Consider the following 15,920-nt stretch of genomic DNA (forward strand, 5'->3'; position numbering starts at 1 on the left):
CCTCTGGTTGCCTTGACCACCCCGGCCCCCTTAGCGACAGCCTTGGTGGTGGAGAAGCGGGGGGGCTTAAGGGGACAACCCCGATGCTTGTGGGCAAAGTGGGGTTCCAGGACAACCAAGACCGTGCCGGCCTTGCATTACACCCACCTGCGCAGCCTTGCCAGTGATGGTCACATCCGCAGCCTGGACATGGAGGCATCAGGAACCGGGGATGCCCTCGTGGCGTGCGGGCTGGAGGAGGCGGATCTGCCAGCTCCCGATGGCGATCGGCTTCTGCTGGAGCTGGCCCGCGGGGATCATGCGGGGGCCTTCCTCTCCCTCCGCTGCCGCTCCAGCTGGCCCCTGGAGGAGGCCGTTCGGGGAATGCACAACAAGTACCACCGGGTCTATGGTCTTGAGCTGGCCGAGCTGGCCGGCTATGCCCTCGATGACGTAGGCCGCCGGTACGAGTACCAGGAAAACTGTCGCCCTGAGGCCAGGCATGTTCCGTTCCCGGTGGAGGTGGTGCGCAGCTGGGATCCCTCCCAGGCAGGCCTGCCGCACTGGGCCCGCCGGCATCTGGAACATCGCAACGACCTCAAGCGCTACCTGAAGCAACATGGCATTCTGCTGATCGGGTCGTGGGCGTTGCTGGCCGACTCCTCCGCCACGCGGGTGCGGGAGGCGATGGAGCGGACGCGGCGGAAAACCCAGCTCTCGGTGGAGCAGGCGGTGGATCTGCATGGGCGCTACCTGCCCCTCTACCGGGTGGCCAAGCTGGCCCACCGCAGAGCAACAGGAAGGCAGCAGGGCTGGCAGCCTGACGCACTTTTCCTGCAGCAGCTGGACTCCGTCCAGCCAGCGAGGCAGACAAGAGAGCGGCTGGAGTTCATCGCTCAGGCCCTGCGCGATCTGCATCGCGACCCATGGCAGGGGGAGGAGCAGCGTCTGCTTGGGGAGGAGGGCGACGATCCGTTCAATTCCATGGCCAGCCCGGCGCCGACACCCCTTGAGCTGGCTGAAGAGGGACCTACGGGGGTGGAGCTGGAACGGCGGGCGAGGTGGGCTGTGCGAGAGGCTGGGGCGGCCTACCTGAAGCGGATGCTCGAGGCGATCCCTGCAGCCGAACGGGAGCAGCAGATGTGCTTCTGGTGTACTTGGTTGCAGGGAGCGAGCACCCGCCGGATCGCTGAGTGTTGCCAGGCGCCCCAGGCCCGCGTGAGCCGGAGGCTGCAGGCGGAACGAAGGGCGCGGGAGATTGCCACGGATGCACTGGGCCGCCTGCGGCGGGACCCGGAGTTCCAGGAGGTGTTCCGCAGCACCGGGCGGCTGGAGGCGGCCGCCGAACGGTTGGCGAATCACCTGCTCAGCTCCGAACAAGAGGGTGAGGAGCCCCCCCTGCGCCAGATGCTGAGGTCCGTGATGGAGAACCTGATGGACCCTGCTACGGCAGACGGCACCTGCGCGGCAGGAGGCAGGCCATGACCCGCACCGATGTCTCGGATGATGCCATGCCGGCACTGCGGCCCCTGGCCATGGAGGCGATCCAGCTCACCGATGAGGAGATCACCGCGGCAGCGGAGAGCTCAGCGCTGGAGAGCGATCCGGAGCGGGCCTGGTGCCACTACCTCCGCGGCTTGGCGATCACCGCCCTGAAGGGCGAGCTGCGCCGCCGCCGGGTGCCGGTGGTGGTGGGCCCCGAGCTGGAACCCGAAGATCCGGAGCGGCTGCTGCTGCTCGATGGCCGCTACACCCAGTTGATCTGTGCCTCCCCGTGTGCTGATGAGCTGGAGGTGCCGCTGGGACGCTGGCGGGAGGCGTCAACAGCGCCCCAGTTACTGCTGGCGGCGATGGTGGATGAGGACCAGGGGGTGGTGCAGGTGCCCGGTGTGCTCGATGCGGCGGCCTTCGTGGCCTGGGCATCCGGGCAGGGGCAGCAGGGGGAGATGGCGCGGGTGCCGCTGGCGATGTTCCAGGGAGGCATCGAACGGCTGGAGCGGTGGCTGCTGCTGCTTGATGGCGAGGCGCTGCCGCGGCTGGCGCTGGCTCCCGCAGGCCGTTCGGAGGCGGGGTGGCTGGCGCAGCGGCTCCAGGAACGTTTGCGGGCTCGGCTTGATGAGCTTTTCGAGGGCCTGCTCGCCAGCCTTCCGCCCCAGCAGGTGCCGGTGGTGAGCGCCGCCCGCGGCGGCGGCGCGGGCGCGATCCACCTGCTCACTCCCAGCCCCGAAGGGGAGCAGGAGGGAAGGCCGGCGGCGGCGATGGTGTGTAGCCGGCCCACGATCTGGACTCAGGAGACGCTGTCGGAGATCCAGCTGTTGGAGGGGGGGCAGGTGCTGTGGCGGAAGCTGGCCCGGCTGAAGGAGCCGATCACCACCCCCGTAGCCTGGCCCCTGGAACCCCTCAACGGTGGCGAGTGCCTCGTGCTGCGGCTGCGGCCCTGGGGTGCCCCCGCAGGAAGCTTCGCAGAGGTGGTGCTCAGCGCTCCGAAAGCGGAAACATTGGGGGAAGCAGACGAGGAGCTCATAGAGGGGTTGGCGCAAGCGGACCCCACGGCCTGGCTGGGCGGCGCAAGGGCGGTCCTAGCGCTGGAGGGGATTGCACGGTTGCAGTGCCGGGAGCAAGAGTCAGGTCGATGAGCTGGCCATCACTCGTCACCCTGATCGAATCAGCGCTGGGAAATGGCCTGACACCCGAAAAGGATTTGGTAGAGGACCTGCGGCGGTGCCCTCTCTCTGCCGATAAGACGGCACGGGAGGGATACCGTATCCAGCTCCAGGAGCTGGTTGAGCTGGCTGTGGAGAAAAGCCAGGCGGAGACGGCAGCTTTGATCCTGGCGGCGCTCATCGAGCTAGGGCCAGAACATCCCGACACTGCCGCCAGCCTCAAAAACCTCGGCATGCTGTACATCGACCAGGGTGCCTACGCCGAGGCCGAGCAACTATTCTCCCGGGCCCTAGCGATTTGCGAAAATGCGCTGGGGCTTGGTCATCCCGACACTGCCCAGAGTCTCATAAACCTCGCTCTGGTTTACATCCACCAGGGTACCTACGCCGAGGCCGAGCCACTTTGTTCCCGCGCCCTAGAGATTAACGAGAGGGCGCTGGGACCCGATCATCCCGACACTGCCCAAAGCCTCTTAATCCTCGCCCTAGTTTACACCCACCAGGGTGCTTACGCCGAGGCCGAGCCACTTTGTTCCCGCGCCCTAGAGATTAACGAGAGGGCGCTGGGACCCGATCACCCCGACACTGCCCAAAGTCTCATATACCTTGCTCTAGTTTACACCCACCAGGGTGTCTATGCCAAGGCCGAGCCGCTCTTTGTGGGTGCCCTGGCGATCAACGAAAAGGTGCTGGGGCCCAATCACCTCCAAACCGCAAACAGTCTCAACCATTTGGCGTGGATCTACAATAGCCAGGGCGCTTACGCCCAGGCCGAGCCGCTCTGCTTGCGTGCTCTGGAGATCAACGAAAAAGTGCTCAAGACCGATCATTCAACCAGCGTCGAAAGCCTCAACAACCTCGCCCGTTTATACGAGAATCAGGGTGCCTACGTCAAGGCCGAGCCGCTCTTTTTGCGTGCTCTGGCGATAAATGAAAAGGTGCTGGGGCCCAATCACCCCACAACCGCCAACAGCCTCAGCCACCTCGCCCTTCTTTACAAAGAACAAGGTGCCTACGCCAAGGCTGAGACGCTCTTAGTGCGTGCTCTAGAGATCAGCGAGAAGGCGTTGGGCTCTGATCACCCTTCAACCGCCGCCAGCCTCAACAACCTCGCCCTTCTCTACACCAGCCAGGGTGCCGATGCCAAGGCCGAGCCGCTCTATACACGTGCTATAGCGATTAACAAGAGGGCGCTAGGGCCCGATCACCCCAGCACAGCCCTTAGTCTCAACAACCTCGCAGGGCTTTATAGCAGCCAGGGTGACTACGCCAAGGCCGAGCCGCTCTATATGCGCGCCCTAGAGATCAACGAGAGGGCGCTGGGGACCAATCACCCAAACACCGCCCTTAGTCTCAACAACCTCGCGGGGCTTTACGATAGTCAGGGTGACTACGCCAAGGCCGAGCCGCTCTATTTGCGCGCCCTGGAGATCAGGAAGAAGGAGCTAGGAGCCGATCACCCAACTACCGCCTCCAGCCTCAACAACCTCGCAGAGCTCTACCGCAGTCAAGGTGCCTACACCAAGGCCAAGCCGCTCTTTTTTCGTGCCCTAGCGATCAAAGAGAAGGCGCTGGAGATCGATCACCCCGATACCATCACCTGCCTCAACAATGTGAGCTTCTTCCTGTTGATCCAAGGGGATCTAGTCGAAAGTCATCACCTGCTCAGCCTTGCTCTGAATCGCCAGATGCGATGGCTCATCCGCGAACTTCCCTTGCTCTGCACCAGCAAGCGATTCTCATTCCTACGCAAGCACAAGGGAGGGGGCAACATCGCGGCAAGCTTCGCCTTTCTCCGCGACGAATTCGTGCCCATGGCGCTTTGGTGTCGCTTCAACCTCCACGGCCTGCTGCAGGAGATCGAGCGTCGGCAGCTCCTTCTCAGCGGCCTGGGTGGCTCCTGGGTGGTGCTGGTGGAGACGTTGCGTGGGCTTGTCAATCACCTGGCCTCCACCACCCTGGCTCCGACCCAGCGGCAGCAACTCCAACTACAGCGGGACGAGCTTGAGGCGAAACTGTTCCACGCCTTTCCCCAGCTCGCCATCCCCTTAGTGGAGGTAGATGAAGTGGCGGCTTGCCTGCAGGCCGGGAGCCTGCTGATCGAGTTCCAGCGCTTCACGCCCTATGGGCCAAATGACGCCCTGATCGATTCCTCTCCCCGCTACCTGGCCCTTCTGCTACCGGGGGACAAGCCTCCAGTTGCAGTGGATTTGGGGCCGGCATTGCTTCTAGAGCAGGCTATCGAGGATGCCCTGCTTGCCAGCGCGGAGGAACTCGACGACGCAGACACTCTTTGGGACGCAGTCTCCGAGCGGCTCCTCTCTCCACTGCGTGAGCATTTGAGCGACTGCAGGCAATGCTTCCTTTGTCCCGATGGCGAACTTCACCGGGTGGCCTTCAGGGCGCTCACGTTCCCTGGTGCTCCCAGAGCGCGCTTTGCCGAGGAGTGCCAGCTCCATCTGCTGGCCAGTGGCCGCCAACTGCTCCCCCACGAGCCCACCCCGAGCCAGGGCACCCGCTCCCTTGTGGTGGCCGCTCCCACCTTCCATCATCCGAGCGCAACTGACCCCGCCTCCACGGACATTCCCCCCGGCCAGAAGCGCTCCCGAGACATGGGGGGCCTGGCGGCATGGGGACCGCTGCCTGCCACGGCGGTGGAGGGCCGCCAGGTGGCCGAATTCCTTGACGGCGCCTTGCTGCTGGGGGAAGCAGCTTCAACGCGGAACCTGCAGCAGGTCCGCCATCCGCGGGTGTTGCACGTGGCCAGCCACGGCTATTTCCTCCCGGATCAGGACACGGCCACGTTCTCACCCGATCTCCCCTTTCGCTCCGAGCTGCCCATGGGTCTGTTGGCGTCCTTCAGCGGCGAAGATCCCATGCTCCGCAGCGGTCTGGTGTTGGCCGGTGCTAACGATCCCTACCGCGATCCAGAAGACGACGGCTATCTCACCGCCCTCGAGGCCACCCACCTCGATCTGCACGGTACCGAGCTGGTGACCCTCTCCGCCTGCGACACCGGCCGGGGCGACATCCGCACCGGGGAGGGGGTCTATGGGCTCCAGCGTGCACTGATCGTGGCCGGCGCCCGCTCCACCCTCCTCAGCCTCTGGAAGGTGCCCGACGAGCCCACTTGCGCCTTCATGCTGCGCTTCTACACCTTGCTCAAGAAGGGAGCGGGTCGCTCAGATGCGCTGCTCTGCGTGCAACAGGAATTCCGCCGTCACGAGAACTTCGCTTGGCGCCACCCCCACTACTGGGCTGCCTGGCAACTGGTGGGCGACTGGCGGCCGATCGAGGGTCTAGGCATGCCTTACTAGTGCCAAATCGTGACTGAACATTCCGAGTCATCAGGCTTCCAAGGAATCAATATCGAATCAGCATATAGTGCTCAAGTCTCGTCATCACTTGAAGCTCTCCGCCTCAGAATCTCCAATCGTTTTATCTCCGGAGAGCATCAACCCTTAAATGAACTGATTAGCCACTTGAGTCTGTGCGGGGAAATCCTCGGAAGGCAGCACCCGCAAACCTTGATCGCGATCAGCCTTGTTACAGGCTCCATCACTGAAGATGCTATATCTGAAGTCGACCAACCTTATTTGGTATCAGCTCTTGCGGTATTGCGAGACTTTTTAGACCCCGACAACCCACTTCTTCAAGCCTGCTTATTGGTTGCCGGAAACCACAGGCTTGATGAAGGAGATTTCGAGATGGGAGACCGGCTCTACGCAGAGGCTCGTGAGCTATACGAACGACAACTGAGCCCTGTAGATCAGAGCTTGGCCGATTTCATAATCTCCCAAGCCAAGCTCTTTGACAGCAAGATACTCATTCATTTGGGATCAACTTGCGAGATAAGAGGTGATTATGTTTCTGCTGAGGCTTGCTATAAACGTGCCTTAGAGATCACTGAGGGGATTCAGGAAGAGCTTCGCCTCGTTAATGCGACACATCTAGATCATACGGCAAAGATCTTGGATCTCATCGCAAATTTATACATTATAACTAGTGAGAAAGAAGAATCCGATTCGTTTCATCCACACTTCACGGTGATCGAAAAGCAACCAGCCAGGCAGCAGAAAATAGGTGCTGATGGTCAAGAGCGACCAGCATGGATCCATGACACCCGAGCTGCCTATTCAAAAGCCCAGCCTTTGTTGGAGAGGTCTCTACTGATAAGAATGAAGCTGTTGGGCATCGATGATCTCAACACTATGCAATCTCGTAGTAGGCTTGCATGGCTCTATTTGCGTCAAGGTCTTTATACGAAAGCTGAAGCTATACTTGAACAATCCTTGCAGATCGCTGAGCACTCTCTCGGAGCAGACGATCTTGAGACCGCGTCTATATTAGCCGGTCTAAGCGAAATCCATTTCAATGGGCTTCAGTATTCCAAGGCTGTTCCCTATGGAGAGCGAGCCCTAAGAATGCGAGAATCTAGATTAGGACTAGATCACCTAGATACAATTGCATCTCTAAACAACCTTGGCAGCCTATATGCAGAGATTGGGCAGTTCAGCAAGGCTGAGGCCGCTTTTCTGCGTTTACTGAATGCTTCGGAAACTGTCCATGGCAAGGATGACCCTATTGCCGCGGTCGCACTCACAAACATCGGGTGGTTCTACATTGGTTATGGCTCATATACTAAGGCAGAAGCCCATCTTAATCGTGCCCTCGCAATTCGTACAAAGTCGCTGGGACACGGTCATCTAGATACGGCTGATACAATCGACAAACTGGGAACTCTTTTCTCTCAGCAAGGTAGATTCTCCGAAGCAAAAGACCATTATGAGACTGCATTGACAATAAGACTAAATGCACTGGGTGATAACCATTCACTGATAAGTGGTTCCTTGGCCAATCTAGCTTCTGTTTACTGGAGTCAAGGCGACTATTATCTCGCTGAACGCATGTATATTCATGCTCTAGAGTCTATCGAGAATGAGCTAGGCCCCAATCACCTATCTACTGCTATATTCTTGCATAACCTAGCCAGTTTCTGGAGTAGTTTCGGAGGCTATGCTAAAGCCGAAACGCTACTTCTGCGTTCGCTATCTATCCGTAAGGAAGAGCTGGGAGCCGAGCATCCCACAACAGCGAGAACACTCCTGACGCTAGCTTCAGTCTTTCTTAAGAGGAATGATTACCGACAAGCTCAGTTACATCTAGAAGTAGCCCTGGAGATTACGGAGAAAGCGCTCGGGCCAGTTCACCCTGATACGGCTTGGGCCCTAGAGATACAAGCCGAAGTCTATCAAAGACAAGGTGACTTTAGCAATGCTTTACCGCTCTACGATCGAGCGTTGAGCATCAAAAAAGAGGCTTTTGGAGTAGATCACCTCTCAACAGCCAGAACATTTTTTTCCATCGCGGAACTCTATCTTGTTCAGTATTGCGATTCCAATGCAGAACTTATGCTTCGCAATGGGATCGACAGCCAAGTTCTCTTTCTTCTACGTGAGCTTCCTCTTCTGCCCTTAAGCATGCGCCAGGAACAGGTCGCGGCACTTGGCAATATCTGGCGGATGGCTTTTGCAATTGCTGATAGGACATACTCCACTGCCTCCCTTGCACTATACGCTCGTCTCAATCGGCATGGGCTGCTGCAAGAGATTCAACGGCGTCAATTTTCATTGAAAATGGCCAAATCAACTCATCGAGTGGTCATTGACCGCATTGCTGAGCTAAATGTTAGGTTGACAGCGGTTACTGTAACTGCAGGCCAGCGGAGGACCTTGCTTAGTGAGCGTGCTGAGCTGGAGAGGCAACTCTACCGAGCTCTACCAAAGCTCGAACCCAGACTCGTGCAAACAAGTGAAGTAGCAGCCAATCTTCCAAATGATGGCATTTTGGTGGAGTTTCAGAGGTTCTCGCCACTTGATGATGATTACTGCCATGAATTGCGATGGGGAAAGTCCCGCTACCTCGCACTACTGCTTCGGCCTGATGGCTCGACCCTTGCGGTGCCTCTAGGTGAGGAATCCATTATTGAGACCCTGGTTGAAAATGCCCTTGAAGCCAGCGAGCAGGCACTTGGTGATGCGCTTGATTCTTGGGCATTGGTGGTTGATCTAGTTATTACACCTCTGCTTCCTTACATTAGTGGCTTTAGGCAGTGGTTCCTATGTCCCGATGGTGAACTCCATAGGATTCCATTCGCTGCACTTCCTGCACCCCAGGCATCGGACAGGTGCTTGTCGGAAGTTGTCGAGTTGCGGCTTCTCACCACAGGCCGAGATCTTTTGCGACTGCAGCAAGAAAATCAACCATGCTTTTCCCCATTGGTGGTGGCAGATCCGGCCTACGATTTAAACTATCTGACCACTGATATTGATTCGACTAACAGTCTTTCCTCCGATTATGAGTCGCGTGGACGCTCCGTTGACATGCCTCGCGTTTACTGGGAACCTCTTCCTTACACCGCTACTGAAGGTAGAAGAGTGGCTGATCTTTTGAACACCATTCCTCTGATGCAGGCTGAAGCAACTGTCTGTCGAATCCAGTCAGCTCCAGCTCCGAAAATTCTTCACATCGCAACTCACGGATTCTTTCTCCCGGATCAAGTGCAGGCAGATCCGCATCGTCAGGTGATCGATCCTGCCCACCCGCTCACAGCGATGCTTGGAGAGGATCCGTTGCTCCGCAGCGGCTTGGTCCTTGCCGGAGCCAACCAGCCACAGGCCAACCTCACTGACGATGGGTATCTCACGGCGGCGGAAGTATGTGAATTGCAGCTTCAGGGCACCGAGCTTGCTGTCATGTCTGCGTGCTCTACCGGCCGAGGGGACATCCAGACCGGTGAAGGTGTTTACGGTCTCCAGAGAGCCTTTACTGTGGCGGGTGCACGCAGCACCCTTCTTTCGCTGTGGAAGGTTGATGACGAGGCAACCGCCGCCTTCATGGAGATCTTCTACCGGCAGCTGCTGAATGGCGTGTCCCGCAGCCATGCGCTGGTGACTGCGCAAACGCAGTTCCGCAGCCACCCCAACATCGCTTGGCGCCATCCGTACTACTGGGCCGCCTGGCAACTGGTGGGCGACTGGGGGCCGATCCAGGGGCTCTGAGCCCCGCCGCCCACCGGTGGTCTGACTGAATCAGCTCCGAGCCGGGCGAACCACAGGAGGGTGTTCTGCTTCCCTCCGATGAACCACCATCGCCAGCTCGAGGCCATCGCCGCCGAAGATCCCCTCCTGACAATTCTCCCCACGATCCAGCTCGCGGGGACGCACCGAGACGCCGGTCATGCCCAACGCCGCATCCAGCAGCGTGGCATCTCGCGCACCAAGTTGCGCATCGCTCTCGCCTACGGCCGCCACGACCATCACCACGGCCAACAGCGATGGACTCTGCTCGGCCGCTCCCTTCTGCGCTCCCCCTATGCCCGCTTCTGCCGCGAGCTGGAAGGGCTTCAGCTGATTGGCGCCTTTGATGCCCAGGATGGCGCGTTGCAGCTGAAGACCTGCAAGTGGGTGTGGGCGATGCGGCGCCACTGACTCAGCCTCGAATGGCCGGAACCACGGGGAAGCAGGGGAGCCCAACGCCTCGCTGCCTCCCCTTCCGCTCCCATAACCCACGCCATCGATTCCAGCAGCTTCAGCAGCGAATCCCGCGAATTGCTCCGGTGTTTCGGCCTGGAGGCTCACGTGAGGCTCAACACCTACGCCTGCGCCATCGACCCTGGCGCAGCAGCGGCCCCTTGAGGAGCCGCTGAGCACGCTCCACGCCGATTGGGAGGGGAGCGCCTGCAGATGTTCCTTGCCGATTCGAGCAGCTTATCGCCTGCGTGATGGGGTTCTTCAGGTCGCAGGGTCCCTGCCCCGGCGGTGCTGTGATCAGCCGCTGCCCCAACGAGACACCACCCGCTGAATCATCCCGGTCGACCCGGAACCAAGGGGTGCTGCAGCCATCGCGAGCGGTGGCCGCCCCATCTCTTCCTTCCTCCCTTTCTTCACACATGCCTCTCGCGGCAATCGCACCCGCCACACTGCCGAAGACCACGGACACCGTCATCGACGCCATTTGCGCGGGCACAATTGGCTTCGGCAACATTTCTTACTCGCTGCTTCGGCGCGTTGCCGGCAGGGATTACGGCTGCTGGGATGAGCTGGGCCGGGGCCGGGCGATTCTCACTTCCCCTGAGCAGCTCGATCAATACCTCTACACCTACGGCCCCATGACCAAAGACCAATGGGATCAGGTTCTGCCCAGGGTGCGCATTCCCCCCGGCAGACTACGCATTGTCGATTACGGCTGCGGCCAAGGTCTGGCCAGCGGCATGCTGATTGACTTCTTCGGAACGGAGCTCGCAAAGCGGATATCGAACGTTGTGCTCGTGGACCCTTCCGGCGTTGCCTTGGCGCGTGCAGAAGCTGTCCTCCGCTGCTACACTGAATCGGCAAAGATATGGTCTTTGAATAAGCGGCTCGACGACTTGATCGTCGAAGACCTGATATTGAATGGCGAAGCCTACTCCATCCATCTTTTCTCCAACGTGCTGGATATCGACAGCTTCCAACACATTGAGCTCTTCAACAAGATCCTGAAGACCAAGGGGCGCCACCTCGTGCTCGCTGTGAGCCACAACAGGAACTTCCATGGTGGATCTAGCAGGCTTTATGAAATCGCCCAGGCGCTGAACGATTACGCGCAAAGAGGTAGGCTTTCCTTGCTGGAATCCACCATTCGCGAATTTCGTTGCCCGAAGGGGCAAAAGGCCATTTCCCTGCAGTTACGACTGGAGGTTCTCCATGGATCTGTTTAGTGAGACGCTGCCATGCCCTCCCTTTGAGATTCGCAGCAACATCGAGCACACATGGCAGTGGATCGAATCCCACGGCGGGTATCGCATTCAAGTGCCGGACGGAGAGATAATGTTCATTGAGCGATTTTTCGAGCCCAAGATCAGCGATCGCTGCGTGGCCTACTTTCTCGAGAACGATCGACTCGACTGGCGTACGACCCATTGGAAAGATCTCTCCACCGAGCAGCTCGCGCAGATTCGATTCACCCACATCAACTGGAAGCAGGAGAGCATACGGCTCTATGGTAAATCCGTTCTCCTGCCCAGACTCACCGCATGGTATGGCGATCGTGGCAGGAACTATACCTACTCGGGCATCCACTGCTGCCCGGATGAGTGGAACCGAGGCCTTCTACATCTCAAGCAGAAGATTGAGGCCTCCGCTGGACTTACGTTCAACAGCGTGCTGCTGAACTGGTACCGGAATGGCGAGGATCACCTGCACTGGCATGCCGATGACGAAGCCGAGCTTGGCCTCAACCCGGTAATCGCCTCAGCAAACTTTGGCCAGCCGCGCGACTTCTTGATCAGACGAAAAGATGATCATAGCAAGCGTATAAAGTTGCCGCTCAGGCATGGAACGCTGCTAATCATGCGCGGTGAGCTGCAGCACCATTGGCAGCACTCTGTTCCGAGGCGCAAGAAGGTTACAGGCTCGCGCTTCAACCTCACGTTCCGCCGCATCGGCCCCCCTGGCCAGCCACTCCCGGCTGCTCCGCCCCCTCCTCCTGCTGCGTAGCGCACAACCTGGCTATCGCCTCCATCGGCCACAGGCCACCAGCGCCAGGCGCCGCTGTATCAACAAGACCGGACCAGACCCACATGATCCCCTCACTGACGTGGCTCGCGGGAATCGGTTTGCAGTGGATGTGAGTCCTCATTGAGCCAGACCTGGATGGGGGTCTTCACCATGACTCGCGCCAGTCACACAGGGGAGCAGATCAACCGCAATCTCCTTGAGGCCTGAGGACCCCCGCACCGCCTCAGCGATCCTTGCCCGCTACAGCAAGCAGCCTCAAAAGCTCGGGAGATTCGGGCACGGCCGTCACCTTCGCCTGATCCGCCGCCACCCGGGGATCGAAGAGTGCGAGCAGCGGGCTCAGGTCCGCGCCGGCATAGTTCCGGCCGCTCACGGCCTGCAGCCGGGATCGAAAGATCCGCTCCAGCTGGGCCCCGCTGCACCGCCGCAGCAGCGCCGGCATGAAAGGGTCGAGCTCCTCGAGCACCAAGGGCGCCAGCTTCTCGATCACACGGCGGGAGTAGGCCCCTGGCGATCTCCCGTCGCAGGGGCACAGCCAGGGCCAGCAGGGCCTCGATTGTCAGGCTAGGCAGGGCTGGCATCGTCCTCCTTGCGTCGTCGTGGCAGGAACTGTCCTCGCGCGTTGCGAGGCGAAGCATGGGCCTGGCTGCCGTGGCGCCCACTGTCCATGAAGTAGGTGGCCGCCGACTGTCCCACCAGGGCGACGCTGGGCAGCACCAGGCTCCAGCGGTGCTCGCAGATGGCGGGGCCGGACGCCCGCAGCTCGCACACCCCCACGAACGCGAGCAGCACAGCGATCTCAGCGGCCACCAGGGCCATGATCGGCCCGGTGTTGGTGGATTGGCGGGCCATCCCCGGCGGAGCAAACCTCACCAGCTGTTGCCAGGACGCTCAGCGTCAGGTCGTTCAGCACCGGGGCGCGACGGCAGGGCCGTGGCCCCGGAGGTAGACCTCAACTTCCGCTTTGCGCACGACGCGGCTCTCGCGGTTGTTGCTGATCTGCACCTTGCCGCCGTGGACCTGAGCGGTGACGCGCCAGGGACCTGGGGTCACATCAGCTGATGAAGCTGGTTTGCGCGATGGTGGCGCGGCATTCGGTGTGGCTGTCAGCACTCGCTCGCCAAGAACCTCGGCCAGGAGATCACGGGTGGTGGGAGCCATGGCGACATGGAGCGAGGGATTGGTGGAGGCAGAGCAAGGTCCTGAGGCTTCCGCAGCCAACAGCGGAGCGGTCCCTGCCCTGTGGAGCTTTTGCCATCCCTGGGCCTCTTCTCGTTCAGCGACTGGCGATCGACGCAGCACGTCAGCACAGGGCGGGGCTGCGGGCAGATGGGTGGCCACAGCAAGGGCGCGTCACAGGTTGCCCTCGGCTTGCGGTTCGGCAAGGGCTGCGCAAGGCCGCTGCGCGGCCCCTTGCCTTCACCAGCCGCGCCGGGGCGGTCCTGTCGCGTCCCTCGCCAGTCCTCCCATGGCTGCACCACAAGGCCCCAGCTGCGAAATCCGCTGTGTCATCGAGCATCACTATCCCGAAGGTCCCAAGGGCGGGTCCCATCCCGTTGAGGTCCGCTTTTTCGGCAAGCGCGGCAAGCCCGTGAAAAAGATGCGCTTCGTGCCGGCCGCCAAGGCGCACGAGATCGCCCGCAAGCTGCAGGGCGCCAAGGGAAGCACCATCTCGGTGCTCTGAGCCACGGGGGCTCCGGCCCCCTTTTCAATAGGCACCGCCATGGAGTCGAGCCGGGTCATCCATAGGGACCGAGCTCAGCTAGGGCGATCCGGAATGAGGCCTGCATCCACATCTGTCCAGGTGAGCAACCCGGGCTTTGTTGTTCTCGCAGCCTGGAGGGTATGGCGTAACAAAAGGCACAGAGGGTTCTCGGGTCCGAGAACCAAGGCCATGACGATTGAGTTGGAGTTAGAGTGTAACGGCACAATTGACTTGTCGCCTTCTAACCACTTGGCTTCAGCAGTAATTCTAAGAAGGTCGGGTCTTGTGCCAGCGGTTCACAGAAACCGCCGAAAATCAAGTTGTGCTTCATCTTCATCATTATGAGATCATTCGATCTAGAGGCGTGGATTCTCTCTGTGGTTGGGATTACCAACGCAGGTCAACTGCCAGAGGATTCAAGAGTAGAGTTAAAGTCTAAATGGCCCGACCCCAAGAAGGCAGCTCGACGGCTGGGGGGTCATGCAAATTCTTGTCAGGCTGATCATGTACTTTGGATCATTGGCTTGCAGGAGGGAGTTGGAGTCGTGCCTTTTGAGCCAGTGGATACGGCAAGGTGGTTTTCTGAAGTTGCAAAACAGTTTGATGGCGTAGCTCCAGATATGCAGGATCTCATAGTCCCTACATCCTCTGGTCACGTTGTAGGCCTACTTTTCTCGACAGACCGGCGCCCGTTTGTCGTAGCCAACCCGTCTTTCGGCTCCGTCTCAGGGGTGGTTGTAGAGCGGGAAGTTCCTTGGAGAGAGGGTACCCGCGTACGCACCGCACAACGTTCTGACCTCATCAATATGCTGGCTTCATCTGTGGCATCGCCCCATCTCGAAGTGCTACGGGTGTGGGCTAAGCTGATAAAGAGTCCTGGGCACGAACGCAGTCCAGGCACTCATCTGCAGGATATCCAGTATAAGCCACACTTCGCGTGGACATTGTCGATCCAGCTATACGTAACCCCTCGTCAACAAGATCTCCTTGTGTTCCCAGTGCACCGAACCAGGCTGTTGCTCCGAGTGCAAGATAATAAAAAGCTGATGACGAGATTGCAATACAGTATTCAATATCTGTACTACGGCTCGGGTTCAACAAGAGCCGACTCCCACACGATCTCTAGGACCAGCACTGAAGCGTTGATCAATGGGCCAGGGGTTCTCGAAATTGCTGGAGAGCTTTATGAACCGCCTTATGACATTCAATCCGCTGATGCAGTCAGAGCGACATTCTCGGTTCGACCTGCCGGCTCAGAGGTTCGAGCATCTGCAGAGGCTCAAGCTACTCGAACGAAATCCGGAGGCCAAAAGAACGAAAATGTTATAGATTGGGACTGTGGGCTAGATTCCAATGGTGCGTAACATCAAGATGCAGAAGCTGAGCGCGTGGGTCACCGCCTTGACGTATGGAATCGCCCCGCTTCTGATCTAGGCATTCAGCCAAAGCACCTCAGTCACACTCCATACAGCAACGCCTCGGATGATCCTGGTTTGGCAGGGATGGCGCTGCCTCAGGCTACTCTTCGGCCTCACCGGCCTTCACCTCCAAGGCCTGCTCGATCACCCGGTCGGTGAAGGCATCGAAGTAGGCCGCTAGGGTGCCCTGCAGCTCCAGGAATTCAGGCCAGAGCGTTTCATTCACAAAGGCCCGGCTCAGGTGCGCAATCACCGTGGTGCGGCGCTGGCCGCGATAGCGGTAAGGGCGGATGCCGTAGCGGCGCAGCAGGGCCACGAACAGGTGGCGCGACCACTGATCCGCCAGGGAGAAGCGGAATTCGATCGGCGGCTCCTGGGGTTCCAGCTCCTTGAGGCGGGCCTGGATGCGCTCACTTGCTCTCTCGGCTGCATGGCGCCGTGCTCACTGGTCGGGCTGGCAGCGTTGAAACCGGAGGCCTGGGATCGGGTACGGCGGCCGATGGCGATCACCGGCGATGAGCCCGCCGCAAGGGTAGGCACCGGCACCTGTGACGGCAGAGGTGCTTCCGCCTACAGAATCCATCAGGCGCCACCGTGG

Annotated in this window: 12 protein-coding genes; 8 read left to right on the forward strand and 4 right to left on the reverse strand. The window is 59.7% G+C overall.

Annotated features, from left to right (window positions below):
- Nucleotides 1–123: 123 nt before the first annotated feature.
- The 7 genes from KUG38_RS15805 (at nt 124) to KUG38_RS15845 (ending at nt 12,178) form a co-directional block, all read left to right on the forward strand.
- Entirely contained in the window at nt 124–1,464 is a 1,341-nt protein-coding gene (locus tag KUG38_RS15805; RefSeq protein WP_216923277.1) for a hypothetical protein, read from the forward strand.
- Complete coding sequence (locus KUG38_RS15810; RefSeq protein WP_216923279.1) at nt 1,461–2,615, forward strand: hypothetical protein; 1,155 nt, start codon at nt 1,461–1,463, stop codon at nt 2,613–2,615. The genes KUG38_RS15805 and KUG38_RS15810 overlap by 4 nt, the downstream gene beginning before the upstream one ends.
- A complete protein-coding gene (locus tag KUG38_RS17010; RefSeq protein WP_286196123.1) occupies nt 2,612–5,959 on the forward strand; it encodes a CHAT domain-containing tetratricopeptide repeat protein in 3,348 nt (1,115 codons plus the stop codon). Before KUG38_RS15810 ends, KUG38_RS17010 begins: the two co-directional genes overlap by 4 nt.
- 9 nt (nt 5,960–5,968) lie before the next feature.
- Entirely contained in the window at nt 5,969–9,703 is a 3,735-nt protein-coding gene (locus tag KUG38_RS15830) for a CHAT domain-containing tetratricopeptide repeat protein (protein ID WP_216923280.1), read from the forward strand.
- Nucleotides 9,704–9,781: 78 nt separating this feature from the next.
- The gene (locus KUG38_RS15835) at nt 9,782–10,132 is read left to right on the forward strand and encodes a DUF4258 domain-containing protein (RefSeq protein WP_216923281.1); all 351 of its coding nucleotides are present in this window, start codon (nt 9,782–9,784) and stop codon (nt 10,130–10,132) included.
- A gap of 461 nt (nt 10,133–10,593) precedes the next feature.
- Nucleotides 10,594–11,400: a class I SAM-dependent methyltransferase gene (locus KUG38_RS15840; protein WP_216923282.1), complete on the forward strand. Its 807-nt coding sequence runs from the start codon at nt 10,594–10,596 to the stop codon at nt 11,398–11,400.
- Complete coding sequence (locus tag KUG38_RS15845; protein WP_216923283.1) at nt 11,387–12,178, forward strand: alpha-ketoglutarate-dependent dioxygenase AlkB family protein; 792 nt, start codon at nt 11,387–11,389, stop codon at nt 12,176–12,178. The genes KUG38_RS15840 and KUG38_RS15845 overlap by 14 nt, the downstream gene beginning before the upstream one ends.
- Nucleotides 12,179–12,422: 244 nt before the next feature.
- Here the strand turns inward: KUG38_RS15845 and KUG38_RS15850 are convergent, their stop codons facing one another.
- The 3 genes from KUG38_RS15850 to KUG38_RS15860 all read right to left on the reverse strand — a co-directional run bounded on the left by KUG38_RS15850 (nt 12,423) and on the right by KUG38_RS15860 (nt 13,360).
- A complete protein-coding gene (locus tag KUG38_RS15850; protein ID WP_216923284.1) occupies nt 12,423–12,689 on the reverse strand; it encodes a hypothetical protein in 267 nt (88 codons plus the stop codon).
- A 74-nt stretch (nt 12,690–12,763) separates the two neighbouring features.
- Nucleotides 12,764–13,051 (reverse strand): hypothetical protein, encoded by a 288-nt coding sequence (locus KUG38_RS15855; protein WP_216923285.1) that lies wholly within the window; start codon nt 13,049–13,051, stop codon nt 12,764–12,766.
- 54 nt (nt 13,052–13,105) lie between these two features.
- Nucleotides 13,106–13,360, reverse strand: a complete 255-nt coding sequence (locus KUG38_RS15860; protein ID WP_216923286.1) for a hypothetical protein — start codon at nt 13,358–13,360, stop codon at nt 13,106–13,108.
- A 307-nt stretch (nt 13,361–13,667) separates the two neighbouring features.
- On the opposite strand from KUG38_RS15860, the gene KUG38_RS15865 reads away from it, so the two are divergent.
- On the forward strand, nt 13,668–13,883 hold the full coding sequence (locus KUG38_RS15865) for a hypothetical protein (protein ID WP_216923287.1): 216 nt from the start codon (nt 13,668–13,670) through the stop codon (nt 13,881–13,883).
- A 1,539-nt stretch (nt 13,884–15,422) separates the two neighbouring features.
- Here KUG38_RS15865 and KUG38_RS15870 read toward each other — a convergent pair.
- Nucleotides 15,423–15,638, reverse strand: coding sequence for a hypothetical protein (locus KUG38_RS15870; protein WP_216923288.1), 216 nt, complete (start codon nt 15,636–15,638; stop codon nt 15,423–15,425).
- Nucleotides 15,639–15,920 lie beyond the last annotated feature (282 nt).

The organism is Synechococcus sp. CCAP 1479/9 (assembly GCF_019038535.1).
Classification (GTDB): domain Bacteria; phylum Cyanobacteriota; class Cyanobacteriia; order PCC-6307; family Cyanobiaceae; genus Cyanobium.

Coding starts and splice junctions, on each gene's coding strand:
- KUG38_RS15810 (WP_216923279.1), top strand. CDS start 1,461: ATGACCCGCACCGATGTCTCGGATGATGCCATGCCGGCACTGCGGCCC.
- KUG38_RS17010 (WP_286196123.1), top strand. CDS start 2,612: ATGAGCTGGCCATCACTCGTCACCCTGATCGAATCAGCGCTGGGAAAT.
- KUG38_RS15835 (WP_216923281.1), top strand. CDS start 9,782: ATGAACCACCATCGCCAGCTCGAGGCCATCGCCGCCGAAGATCCCCTC.
- KUG38_RS15840 (WP_216923282.1), top strand. CDS start 10,594: ATGCCTCTCGCGGCAATCGCACCCGCCACACTGCCGAAGACCACGGAC.
- KUG38_RS15845 (WP_216923283.1), top strand. CDS start 11,387: ATGGATCTGTTTAGTGAGACGCTGCCATGCCCTCCCTTTGAGATTCGC.
- KUG38_RS15855 (WP_216923285.1), bottom strand. CDS start 13,051: ATGGCCCGCCAATCCACCAACACCGGGCCGATCATGGCCCTGGTGGCC.
- KUG38_RS15860 (WP_216923286.1), bottom strand. CDS start 13,360: ATGGCTCCCACCACCCGTGATCTCCTGGCCGAGGTTCTTGGCGAGCGA.
- KUG38_RS15865 (WP_216923287.1), top strand. CDS start 13,668: ATGGCTGCACCACAAGGCCCCAGCTGCGAAATCCGCTGTGTCATCGAG.